This is a genomic window from Avibacterium sp. 20-132 (assembly GCF_023611925.1).
Classification (GTDB): domain Bacteria; phylum Pseudomonadota; class Gammaproteobacteria; order Enterobacterales; family Pasteurellaceae; genus Avibacterium.
Map to the genome: position 1 here is coordinate 889427 of NZ_CP091456.1, position 12413 is coordinate 901839.

At 36.9% G+C, this 12413-nt stretch carries 12 protein-coding genes; 4 read left to right on the forward strand and 8 right to left on the reverse strand.

Annotated features, from left to right (window positions below):
• The first annotated feature begins 11 nt into the window (after positions 1-11).
• The gene (locus L4F93_RS04145; protein ID WP_250351250.1) at positions 12-1760 is read left to right on the forward strand and encodes an ABC transporter ATP-binding protein/permease; all 1749 of its coding nucleotides are present in this window, start codon (positions 12-14) and stop codon (positions 1758-1760) included.
• Positions 1753-3411 carry an amino acid ABC transporter ATP-binding/permease protein gene (locus tag L4F93_RS04150; protein ID WP_250351251.1) on the forward strand — a complete coding sequence of 553 codons (1659 nt, stop codon included), beginning with the start codon at positions 1753-1755 and terminating at the stop codon, positions 3409-3411. The genes L4F93_RS04145 and L4F93_RS04150 overlap by 8 nt, the downstream gene beginning before the upstream one ends.
• A gap of 65 nt (positions 3412-3476) precedes the next feature.
• Here L4F93_RS04150 and L4F93_RS04155 read toward each other — a convergent pair whose 3' ends face one another.
• Together L4F93_RS04155 and L4F93_RS04160 are read right to left on the reverse strand one after the other, a co-directional pair.
• Positions 3477-4895, reverse strand: a complete 1419-nt coding sequence (locus L4F93_RS04155) for a cytochrome-c peroxidase (protein ID WP_250351252.1) — start codon at positions 4893-4895, stop codon at positions 3477-3479.
• Between the two features lie 250 nt (positions 4896-5145).
• Positions 5146-5400, reverse strand: a complete 255-nt coding sequence (locus L4F93_RS04160) for a helix-turn-helix domain-containing protein (protein WP_250351253.1) — start codon at positions 5398-5400, stop codon at positions 5146-5148.
• A 61-nt stretch (positions 5401-5461) separates the two neighbouring features.
• On the opposite strand from L4F93_RS04160, the gene L4F93_RS04165 reads away from it, so the two are divergent.
• Positions 5462-5845 carry a hypothetical protein gene (locus L4F93_RS04165; RefSeq protein ID WP_250351254.1) on the forward strand — a complete coding sequence of 128 codons (384 nt, stop codon included), beginning with the start codon at positions 5462-5464 and terminating at the stop codon, positions 5843-5845.
• A 250-nt stretch (positions 5846-6095) separates the two neighbouring features.
• Here the strand turns inward: L4F93_RS04165 and L4F93_RS12440 are convergent, their stop codons facing one another.
• The 6 genes from L4F93_RS12440 to L4F93_RS04190 all read right to left on the reverse strand — a co-directional run bounded on the left by L4F93_RS12440 (position 6096) and on the right by L4F93_RS04190 (position 10603).
• Positions 6096-6191 (reverse strand): methionine/alanine import family NSS transporter small subunit, encoded by a 96-nt coding sequence (locus tag L4F93_RS12440; protein ID WP_265756063.1) that lies wholly within the window; start codon positions 6189-6191, stop codon positions 6096-6098.
• The gene (locus tag L4F93_RS04170) at positions 6181-7713 is read right to left on the reverse strand and encodes a sodium-dependent transporter (RefSeq protein ID WP_250351255.1); all 1533 of its coding nucleotides are present in this window, start codon (positions 7711-7713) and stop codon (positions 6181-6183) included. The genes L4F93_RS12440 and L4F93_RS04170 overlap by 11 nt, the downstream gene beginning before the upstream one ends.
• A gap of 339 nt (positions 7714-8052) precedes the next feature.
• Positions 8053-8856, reverse strand: a complete 804-nt coding sequence (gene aroE, locus L4F93_RS04175) for a shikimate dehydrogenase (RefSeq protein ID WP_250351256.1) — start codon at positions 8854-8856, stop codon at positions 8053-8055.
• An 11-nt stretch (positions 8857-8867) separates the two neighbouring features.
• The gene (locus L4F93_RS04180) at positions 8868-9431 is read right to left on the reverse strand and encodes a Sua5/YciO/YrdC/YwlC family protein (protein ID WP_250351257.1); all 564 of its coding nucleotides are present in this window, start codon (positions 9429-9431) and stop codon (positions 8868-8870) included.
• Positions 9424-9987, reverse strand: a complete 564-nt coding sequence (locus L4F93_RS04185) for a DNA topoisomerase family protein (RefSeq protein ID WP_250351258.1) — start codon at positions 9985-9987, stop codon at positions 9424-9426. Before L4F93_RS04185 ends, L4F93_RS04180 begins: the two co-directional genes overlap by 8 nt.
• On the reverse strand, positions 9980-10603 hold the full coding sequence (locus L4F93_RS04190; protein WP_250351259.1) for a Maf family protein: 624 nt from the start codon (positions 10601-10603) through the stop codon (positions 9980-9982). The genes L4F93_RS04185 and L4F93_RS04190 overlap by 8 nt, the downstream gene beginning before the upstream one ends.
• Before the next feature lie 154 nt (positions 10604-10757).
• Here L4F93_RS04190 and rmuC point away from each other — a divergent pair, with 154 nt between their 5' ends.
• Entirely contained in the window at positions 10758-12377 is a 1620-nt protein-coding gene (gene rmuC / locus L4F93_RS04195; RefSeq protein WP_250351260.1) for a DNA recombination protein RmuC, read from the forward strand.
• The last annotated feature ends 36 nt before the right edge of the window (positions 12378-12413 follow it).

Consider the following 12413-nt stretch of genomic DNA (forward strand, 5'->3'; position numbering starts at 1 on the left):
ATATTCATATTATGATGATTGATAAAAGGCTTATTAATACTGTTTCTGAAAGTAAAAAATGGATTGCCAAAGCAGTGCTATGGAATTGGGTCGCCTTAGTTGGTGGAATAATTAGTGCCACCGTTTTTGCTCTATGTTTACAATGGGTTTGGCAAGAAAAGCTAGGAATAACAAGTGCGGTACTTTTTTTTGTTATTTTAATATTGGCATTAATTTTGCGTGTATTAGCAGGGAAAATGGCAGTAAATGCTTCCTATCGTGCCAGTACACAAGTGAAACATCAATTAAGAACATTAATTTATCAAAAGCTGGTTTCAATGCCACTAAGTCAAGTTAATCAGCAATCAACGTCCTCTATTATCCAAGTTGCATCTGAAGGGGTAGAACAGCTTGAAATTTATTTTGGACGTTATTTACCACAATTATTTTATAGCTTACTTGCGCCTTTAACTTTATTTAGTATTTTAGTTTTTCTTAATTTTTCTACTTCATTTATTTTATTACTCTGCGTTCCTCTTATTCCCTTTTCTATTATTGTTGTGAATAAAATTGCTAAGCGTTTATTACATAAATATTGGTCTATTTATGTTGGATTAGGTAGTTCTTTTTTAGACAATTTACAAGGTTTAATTACCCTAAAAATTTATCAAGATGATGAATATAAAGCGAAGCAAATGGAGCTTGAAGCAGAGCATTTTCGTAAAATCACAATGAAAGTCCTGACAATGCAGCTTAATTCTGTTTCTATTATGGATTTACTCGCTTATGGCGGGGCAGCTATTGGAATTTTAACTGCATTATTGCAATTTGAAGCAGGGAATTTGACACTATTTGGTGTTATTTTGTTTATTTTGCTTTCATCAGAATTTTTTATTCCATTACGCCTATTAGGATCGTTTTTTCACGTAGCAATGAATGGTAAAGCGGCATCAGATAAAATTTTCGCTTTACTTGATCTTCCTGTTGAAGGTTTACAAAGTGCGGTGGATTTTAACGATAAAAATCCAATTAGTGTCTCAATCAAAAATCTTGATTTTTCTTATAATAATGAAAAACAACTATTTAAAAAATTAAATTTAACTATTCCTGCAAATAAATTAACCGTTTTTGTTGGTGAGAGTGGATGTGGTAAATCTACTTTAGTGTCTTTATTAATGGGATTTTATTCTCAACAATCAGGTGATATTTTATTTAATCAACAAAATGCTGCTGATATTAAACGTGCATCATTATATCAACATATTAGCCTTGTAAGTCATAGTAGTTATATTTTTAAAGGGTCATTACGAGAAAATATGCAAATAGCAAAGCCAGAGACAACTGATGAAGAAATTTATTACTATTTACAACAAGTTAATCTTGATAAATTTGTAAAACAACAAGGTGGTTTAGATATGCCATTATTAAGCCGTGGTAGTAATTTATCTGGTGGGCAAATTCAGCGATTAGCTCTAGCAAGGGCATTGTTGCATAATGCTAATTTATACATTTTTGATGAGGCGACCAGTAATATTGATATAGAAAGCGAAGAAATTATTTTACAGCTAATTCAAAAATTAAAGGATAAAAAAACGATTATTATGATTTCTCATCGTTTAGCTAATGCGATAGAAGCGGATCATATTTATGTTTTACAAAAAGGGGAAATCGTTGAACAAGGTCAGCACCAACAATTAATAGAAAAAAATGGTTTGTACCATCAAATGTTTAGCCAACAAAAACAATTAGAAGCGGTGAGAAAGGGAGAGAAAAATGCATAAAAATGGGTTTGTTATAATGTGGCATCTGGTTAAATTGGTCATACCATTAGCGCATATTATGAGTTTTACGATTATTATGGGAGTGCTTGGTTTTCTTTCCGCAATTTTTATTATGGCGCTTGGTGCAATGGGATTAGCAAATCTCATTGGGTTCAGTACCTATTTAAATTTAAGCCAAATTCTTACCGCACTTTTAGTTTTAGCCGTGGCACGAGGTATTTTACGTTATTTGGAACAAATGTCAGGGCATTATATAGCTTTTAAATTACTTGCTTTATTAAGAGATAAGGTATTTGGTGCGCTACGTAAATTAGCCTTTGTTAAGTTACAAAATAAACAATCGGGTCAATTACTTTCGCTTGTTACCAATGATATTGAGTTACTCGAAGTTTTTTATGCTCATACTATCGCTCCTATTATGATAGCATTCATTACATCAAGTATATTATTGTCTATTTTTGGGCATATTTCCCTTTGGTTTATGCTAATAGCGTTTTTAGCTTATTGTACCATCGGTGTTATCTTGCCAATTTTAACCACTAAAATGGCAAGAGAAGAAGGACGTCAATATCGAGAATTGGTAGGGGAAATGAACGACTATTTTCTTGATAGTTTGCAAGGAATGAAAGAAATTCAACTTTTTAACCAAGCTACTACAAGATTGAATGCAATAAATCAGCGAAGTAAAGCTATTGATCAAGCTTTTTTTAAAATTAAACAACAAGAAGCTAAAGTACGTTGTTATACTGATATCGCGGTATCTTTATTTAATCTTACCATTTTGTTTGTCGGAATATTGCTTTGGTATCTTCATAAAATAGATTTTAGTGAATTATTAATTGCAGTTATTTTATTAATGTCTAGTTATGGACCTGTAATTGCATTAAGTAATTTATCAAACAATTTATTACAGACACTTGCAAGTGGAGAACGTGTTCTCACATTATTGTCAGAACAGCCTTATTTAGAGGAAGTAAAAACAGGGCTAGATTTAAATAATATCGAACAATTAAGTGGAAAAAATATTGAATTTTGTTATGAAAATGAAGTGATATTATCAAATATTGAATTTAGTTTAAATAAGGGACAAATTTTAGGCATTCATGGACGAAGTGGAAGTGGAAAAAGCACCTTACTAAAATTAATAATGAGGTTTTATGATCCTCAAAAAGGCATAATTCAAATTAATGGGAAAAATCTGACCGCACTTAATACTCAGGCATTGCGTGATAATATTGCCTATATTACACAACAAACCTACATTTTTAACCAAAGTATTTATGAAAATATTTTGCTTGCTAAGCGAAATGCAAGCCGAGAAGAGGTCATTAATGCAGCAAAAAAAGCCGCGATTCATGATTTTATTATGGGATTACCACAGGGGTATGAAACAAAGGTTTCAGAACTTGGGAGCAGTTTATCTGATGGTGAAAAACAACGTATCGGTATTGCTCGAGCTTTTTTACATAATGCGCCAATCATTTTGCTTGATGAGCCAACAAGTAATTTAGATAGTCTAAATGAATCAATAATTTTGCACTCATTACTAAACGTCAAAAAAGACAAACTGATTATTCTGGTGAGCCATCGAGCCTCTACAATGGCTATTTGTGATAAAGTCATTGAGATTGCAAATGGACGAATTTCTTAAGTTTTGTTTCTTTTTATAAAATGGGCAATAATTGCCCATTTTATATTTTGCTATTTAACTGAAGATTATTTTTTCATATTATCGTTTGTTAACGGTTTGCCTTGGTATTCTCCCGTTAGGCTATATAAGAAATCAACAATATCGCTAACTTGTTCTTTTGACAAACTTACGCCACGTTGATATTTCAACATCATTTCCACAGCTTGGGTTAAATCTTGTGCGTTTGCATCGTGGAAATAAGGGGCAGTAAGCGCAATATTACGTAATGTTGGTACTTTAAAACGGTGTTTATCATAAGGATTTTTTGTTTGTGCGAAGCGACCGTCATCGGCTTCTGTTAATGGTTTATTACGGTCAGCAAAATAATCTGCTTTCACGCCCATCAGTTCATAAGATTGACCACCTAAATTGATGCCAGTATGACAGGTATCACATTTATATTGGTGGAATAAGGCATAACCGTTTTTCTGTGTTGCAGTTAAGGCACTTTCATCACCTTGTAAATAGCGATCGAAAGGGCTATTTGGGGTAATTAAGGTTTTCTCAAATTCTGCAATGGCATCTGTAATCGTTTTTTCGTTAAAGCCTTCAGGGTAAATTTTTTCAAAAGCTTGTTTGAGTGCTTCATCTTTATTGAGATTATTAACAATTTGTTGCCAATTTTCTGCCCCCATTTCTACGGGGTTTAAAGGCGGTCCTCCTGCTTGTTCTGCTAAGTTTGCAGCACGCCCATCCCAGAATTGAACAACATTGAAAGCTGCGTTATAGACAGTAGGTGCATTAATTCCTCCTTTCTGCCCTTTAATTCCAGTAGAAGTGGCAAGATTATCCACCCCGCCGGTATTCAAACCGTGACAAGTGGCACAAGCAATGGTACCGTCACCTGATAATAAGGTACTATGATAAAGGGTATTACCCAAATCAACTTTGGCAGGATTAACTGGCACATTTTGTGGTACAGGTTGTACGAAGCGTTCGGCTGATGTGCCAGAGGTATTTGCAGGAAGCTGGTATTCTTGACGAACTTTATGAATCCAATCAAGCAAGGTTGTTTTCTCTTGTTCATTTAAACCGGATCCCCAATGTACTATTTTGAAAGAATGAATAGGCATTTCGTTATTTTGAATGACACTTTCAAGTTTAGCTAACGCTGTGGCAGAAATGCGTTGAGGTTGATTAAGATAATCTGTGATGTTATCCAACAAAAAATGAGCTTGTCCTTGTTGAATGTCTTTTTCCATTAGACTGCTAGCGATAGGTAATTTAGCATAAAATGGCATATTAGTGTTGCTGCTATGGCAATATTGACAGCCATTATTATATAACACTGTTTCAACGGCACGTTGCTGTTGATCAGTCGTTTGACTTTCTTGCAAACGGCGTTGTGTTTCTTGTTTATCAAAATGGTGGATATATGCCACCGTCCCTAGGTAAGTGGCGACACTTGCACCAATAAATGTAAATAACCACGATTGAGGTTTCATAAGATTCTCCTTTATAGAATAGTAAGTTAGGAAACATCTCGCACAGTATTAACAATTATTAAGAAAGGAATATTGATAGAAATCAATAAATTTCATTGGTAAATTCTATAGATTTAATAGGTATAATTTTTGTGTGGTTATTTATAATTGTTTGATTATTAAAATAATAAAGTATGATATAGACACACTGCATTATTTTTAGTCTAAATAGTAGGAATATAAAAAAGCCAAAAAAACAACCGCACTTTAGTTATGAGTAAAATTTTGCTTTTATTTGTTGTAATACCGCATTAGGATCAAGTTCCAAAGCAAAGCAGTAATCCATAAATTCTATAACATCAAGACGGCGATCCCCTGTCTCAATTTTCCCAATCAAAGAATAGATCACACCTAAACGCTCTGCTAAGGCACGTTGTGATAACCCCAGTGATTTTCGTTGAGAAATAAATAATTGGCGAAGGAATTGTTGTTCCTCTGAGTGAATTGAGGTTCGTAATTTTTTCATTGCACCTATTTTAGGTTCGGTATAGAATGAACCTGTTTTAGGTGCTAATTAGGAGAATACGATGTCACTTATCAGTAAAACCTTTGGAGGGTTAAATAAAGCATATTATTTTCGCCATCTTTTCTTTGGAGTAGTGATATTTATATTGCTTGAACTACTAATCTTTAATGCAGGAAAGGGGATTATTGATCATAAATTCATTCTTTCAACATTAATGTTCTTGATTTTTACGCTATTGTATCCTTATTCTCGTTTTGTTTATGAAAGTATAGTCGGTTATATTTTCGGAGAGAATGTATTTATTGTGAATGCCATTTTGTTATTAATAACAAAAATGGTAACAATGTTAATATGTTTTATGTTTAGTTGGATAATTGCGCCAATTGGCTTAGTTTTTCTTTATTTTTATCATACAAAACAAGAAAAACAGACTGAACAAGAATGATATAGCCGCTTAATTTTAAGCTAATAAGGCGTATATTATTTTAAGATACGCCTTATTCTATTTTTAGATATATGATTTGCTGTTTTCTATGGTTCTTTCGGTTTAAAAGAAGACGAGGTAATGCAATGGGAATGCTCAGCGTGAATATAATTTGGCATTATTTTAAAATGGGATAATCTTATTTAACAGGACAATAAAATGAGTGTTAAAAATAGCCACATTATTTGTGGCTATTTTTTTATGCGTATTTTTATTTTTCTTTAGGTAATCTTTTTATGGAGAAAAGTAATCCTCCCCAAATGATGACTAAAGCGATGACCATCATAATAATTGCACTATTGCTCATTTAATTGTTCTCCTTTTCCGTGTTCTTTAAGATTGAATAATTCTTCATCTTTCCATTTTAATCGTGAAAGAAGGAATGAAATGACAACAAGGGCAACTGCCATTCCCCAACCGAAGGTATTCACAAACCAAGATGGGTAGCCTTCGTAACCGTTTGTAAAGACTTTTGCACCTTCACTTAATAGCATAAATGCTAAGATACCTGTGGTAAGTACAATACATAGGCGCCAAAAGAACCCTACTTTGAAGGAGGAGGTTTCATTTAAATGTTTACCTAAAATACCAAGCTTTTCATTTGCAACAATTGCAACTAATGAAACAAATGCAACAGCAACAATACCAAAATAATTAACAAATTTATCTAATACATCAAGCATTGGTAAGCCTGTTGTTGTACCGAATAGTGCGGTAGAAATAAACATCATCGGTAATCCAACAATAAATGTCGCTTTGGCACGGCGCATTCTAAGCTTATCTTGTAAAGCAGCAATAATAACTTCAAGGATCGATATAAAAGAAGTTAATGCAGCAAAGGTGAGAGAGGCAAAGAATAATACCCCTAATACTTCACCAAATGGGGCTTTATTGATAATCGTTGGGAAGGCAAAAAAGGCTAAACCAATTCCCCCTTTTGCCACTTCACTCACTTCTTGTCCTGATGCTGTTGCCATAAAGCCTAGCGCTGCAAAAACCCCAATTCCAGCTAATAGTTCAAAACTACTGTTTGCAAAGCCAACAACTAGCCCATTCCCAGTTAGATCCGATTCTTTTTTCAAATAAGAGGCATAGGTAATCATAATGCCGAAACAGATTGATAGGGAGAAGAAGATTTGTCCATAGGCCGAAATCCACACACTTGGGTCAGAAAGTTTTGACCAATTTGGTGTAAAGAGTGCATCTAATCCTTTTGCTGCACCGGGTAAAAATAGCGAGGAAACAACAAGAATAATAAACATCACCACTAATAAAGGCATTAAAATTGATGACGTTTTGGCTATACCTTTTTGTACGCCTAGAGCAAGTACTCCTAATGCTACTAACCATACTGCAATTAATGGTCCAACAATCATTCCAACAAATTCAAAACTAACGCCCTGGGAAATATCCCCCATTTGCAAGAAATCATGTAAGAAGAAATCTATTGGTTTATCTCCCCATGCACCACTTATTGCGAAATAGGTATAACTAGCAGCCCAGCCAAGTACAACAGCATAATAAATGGCAATAATAACGTTCACCATAACTTGCCACCAACCAAAGGTTTCAAAATGGCGGTTAAAACGACGATAGGATAACGGCGCACCACCACGATGGCGATGTCCAATAGCATAATCAAGGAATAAAAGTGGAATACCCGCAGTTAAAAGGGCAACAAGATAAGGAATGATGAATGCACCACCACCGTTTTCGTATGTAGTATAAGGAAAACGCCAAATGTTTCCTAACCCTACAGCAGAACCGATAGCAGCAAGAATAAATGCGCGGCTTCCTGAAAAGGTTTCGCGTTTTGCTGACTGTGTCATAGTACCACCTGATTAAACGTTAAAGAAATGTAAAGGCTAGGAATATAGCGGAATATCAATTTTAGTCAATAGCAAAAAATACGCAAAATTGGATATTTATATCGTTGTTTTTGAATTAAGCTAGTTTTTTATTTTGTAAATTTGTTTATTTTTAGTTTTATATGCTTATTTTAGTGGGTTGATAAATAATCGTGCTAAAAATGCCAACATATTGCCGAATAAAAAACTAGTAGAAAAATTCAAAAAATTTTATAAAAAATGACCGCACTTTTCTTTATCTTTCCGCCATAAAAACAAACCTCGCCTATTTAGCGAGGTATTTTATTCGGTTTAATCGGATTAAAGACATTTAAGCAAGGGCGTTATGTCGGGCATTACCCCTCGCCATAAATGAAAGGCGTGGGCTGCTTGACCAACAAGCATTCCAAAGCCATCGCTATAATGCTGTACACCTTGCTGTTTGGCAAGGGCAATAAAGGGCGTGTCTTCGCCTTTGCTGTATTGCATATCGTACACCGCGCCTGCTTGTTGCAAAATGGTTGGATCAATGGCTACGGTTTGACCTTGTAAGCCTAAAGAAGTGGCATTGATAATAAGATCAAATTTTTGCACGGGAATATCAGTAAGGGTACAACCTTGAATATTGCCGTAGGCGTTGAATTTTTTCGCTAATTCAGTTGCTTTAGCTAAGGTGCGGTTAGCCAGCAAAATCTTTTGTTCCGCTTGTAATAGAGGAAACAGCACGCCTTTGGTTGCGCCACCTGCGCCTAAAATGAGTACTGATTGTTGCGGTTTGAGCCAGCCTAAGCGTTGTAAATCGCTCACCAAGCCGGCACCGTCTGTGTTGTCAGCATAAAGTGTACCGTCGGGTAATTTTTTCAGCGTATTACAGGCAGCGGCGAGCAAACAACGTTCACTATATTGATCCGCCAATTGAAATGCACGCTCTTTGAATGGGGCGGTGATATTGCAACCTTTTGCCCCTTCAGCAAAAAAGCCGAGGAGTTGTTGTTCAAAGTGTTGTTCATCACCGAGCATTGCCACATAGTCTAATGTTTGCTGAGTTTGTTGGGCAAACATTCGGTGAATTTGTGGTGATTTGCTTTGAGCAATGGGATTTCCCCAAACAGCATATTTATCCATAAAAATCCTTATTAACCTTGACGGAAAAGTTGTTGTGTAAACAGATCGCGTATTTCTGAAGGGTTTGTTGCCTTTCCCACCGCCATTTCTAACACAGGAAAGTGTTCGCCAAACTGGGCTTTCACGGCTTGATAGGTGCGACAAGGCGGTAAGCCGGTTAAATTGGCACTGGTGGAGGTGAGTGCAAAGCCCGCTTGTTCGCAGAGCTGTTTTACCGCAGGGTGATCGCTAATACGAACGGCAATGGTAGAGAACTGTCCCGTGAGAAATTTCGGTGTTGTTGGCTTTGCCGGTACCACCCACGTGGTCGGGTGATCATAATGGGCATTCAAGCGTTGCCAGTGCGTTTCATTAAGCTTACGTTCATCAATAAAAGGCAGCAGAAAATCTAACTGCGGTGCGATTAAAATCAACCCTTTTTCCACAGGACGCTGTTTTAAAAGCAATAATTTTTGCACCGCACTTTCACTGAGTGGATTACAGCCCAAGCCAAACACCGCTTCAGTGGGGTAAGCGATGACTTCATTTTGTTTTAATACCTCAACGAGTTGAGCGATATTCTGTTCGTTATTCATTGTCTGTTTCAAATTGATGACGACACGCTTTGTTGGCACATAACCAAATGCGACGCAAAGTGCGGTCGGTTTTTTCTTCTTTTTTCAGCGTACTTATCGGATAACCACATTGAGGACAAGGCACTGCATAGGGTTGGCTGGCAAGGGTAAATTTACATTTTGGAAACTGATTACAGCCATAAAACACCTTGCCTTGGCGTCCGCGTCGTGGCACAAGGCTACCTTTTCCACAAGCAGGACAAGGCAGATGCTCTTGTTCGGGTTCAAGCTCTTCGTGAACGATATAATCACATTGCGGATAATCACTACACCCGATGAACATACCAAATTGCCCTTGTTTTAATTGTAAAAAATGACCGCACTTTGGACAATGTTGGGCTAATTCTTTCAAGACTTTTGTTTCGTGAGTGGGGTGTAAAGGCTTGATAAAATCGCATTGTGGGTAGGCACTGCAACCTAAAAATAACCCTTTTTTGCCTTTTTTAATCTGTAATAGCGAACCACATTGTGGGCAATGTTCCTCGTGTTTGCTGGCTTGAAATAGGCTTTTACTCATCACATTTCTCACTTGATGCGAATAAACTTATCCCAACTTGGCGAAGCAATTGGGCAGTTTCAAACACGGGCAACCCCATCACACCGCTAAAACTGCCATCAATACGCGAAATAAATCGTCCACCTAGCCCTTGAATCCCATAAGCCCCCGCTTTATCTATTGGCTCACCAGTGGCGATATAAGCCAAAATATCTTGTTTAGTTAATGAGCTAAAGGTAACTTGGCTCGTTTGTACAAGGCTATGGATTTGATTAGGCAAACTGACACACACAGCAGTTAGCACTTGGTGCGTTTTACCTGAAAGCAAGCTAAGCATTTGTACCGCTTGGGCTTCATCTTGTGGCTTGCCTAAAATTTCCCCATCGCAAACCACGCTAGTATCTGCGGATAAAATAGGTAAGTGCGGTACAAAATTGGCACGTTTTTCAAGTTGTTGGCGTGCGGCGTGATTTTTCTCTTGCGCCATTCTGCGTACATAATCCGCAGGCAGTTCATCGGCATTTGGGGTTTCATCAATATCCGCATTAAAGATTTCCATTTCCAGCCCCAACTGTTGTAACAGTTGTAAACGGCGAGGGCTTTGCGAGGCAAGATAAAGTTGAGGTTGTTTTGACATTTTTTCCGCTGATTAAACAAAAATTGCATTATACTTTATTATAGTTCTGCAAAGATTTCATCTGAAAAATCTACCGCACTTTGTTTCATTGTTGATCTTAATTTGAACGAAGAAAAAAGCGCGGGGAAAATTTTGTTAATTTTTAGGAAAAATAATGATCGAATTTACACAATCTCAATGGCTTGGGATAACCGTCCTATTGCTTATTTTATCCTTGGTGCTGTTTTTTATTAGCATCAAATATCAACGAGATAAGCAACAACTTGCCCAAGAACTGAATAAAAACGTCAATGATTTTAACCTGTTATTGGAAAAGTATGAAGCCTTGTCGCAACTGCGTTACCAGCTTGAGCAGGACAGTGTGAAAGCGCAAACACGCGCGGAAGGGTTGCAAACACGACTGAATGAACGTGATGAAAAAATCCAATATTTACAACAAGAATTGGACGAAGAACAAGCTCGCCACGGAAATATTGCAGAGAAAATCACAAGCCTTAAAGAACAATTTGGTATCGCCACTGCACAAGTGCATAGTTTACAACATCAGTTAAATCAAAGTCGTGCAGAATTAAAAAGCAAGCAGCAGGAGTATGCCGATTTAAACGAAAAATCCACCGCACTTTTACAACAATTTACCGAACTCAAAACCACGTTAGCGGAAAAAGAAAAACATTTTACTCAGCAACAGGAAGATTTTGTTCAAACAAAACAGCAACTCAGTGTTGAGTTTCAAAATTTGGCGAATCGTATTTTGGAAGAAAAGAGCCAAAAGTTCGATCAAACCAATCAAGCCAGCCTTGATGCCTTGTTAAAGCCATTCCGTGAGCAAATTGAAGGTTTCCAAAAACGCGTAAATGAAATTCACTCGGAATCCTTAAAGGGCAATGCCAGCCTTGAAAGTGAAATTAAAAAAGTGTTAGACGTGGGACTTGCAATGTCGCAAGAGGCGAATAATCTCACTTCTGCTTTAAAAGGGGAAAAGAAAACGCTAGGCAATTGGGGGGAAATTCAGCTTGAACGCGCCTTGCAATTAGCGGGCTTGGTAGAAAATGATCACTATAAAGCACAAGATCATTTCCGCAATGCAGAAGGCAAATCGAATTATCCTGATTTTGTGGTGTATTTACCCGATAACAAACATTTGATTATTGATAGCAAAATGTCCCTTGTTGCCTATGAAAATGCGGTGAGTGCGGACAATGAGCAAAGCCAACAGCAATTTTTGCGTGAACACCACAAGGCGATCAAAAATCATATTGATGAGCTATCACGCAAGGATTACAGCAATTTAATTGGCGTGCATAGCCCTAATTTTGTGCTGATGTTTATTGCGGTTGAGCCAGCTTACATTGAAGCAATGAAACAGGATAGCAATTTGTTTAATTACGCCTATGAAAAAAACGTCATTTTAGTTTCTCACACCACCTTAATGCCGATTTTACGCACCGTCGCAAATTTATGGCGGATTGAACGAGGTAATGCGGAAGCACGAGAAATCAGTGGTAAGGCGGGGGATATTTATAATCAAATGTGCTTGGTGGCAGAACGTCTTGCTAAATTGGGTAATAGCTTGGCAACGGTAAGCGGGCATTATAATCACGCCGTTACCGCCTTTGCAGGGCAACAAGGTTTAGCGGGAAAAATTGAGCGATTTAAAGATTTCTCTGCCAAAGCTAACAAAGTGATGCCACAGGTTGAGCTATTACACAATGATCTTGATTTAGCGAAACTCAGCGCAATTTCAGCGGATCAGATTAAACCCGAAAATCATTGATATTTTGGTAAAAAACAGGTAATTTCATCGCCCACA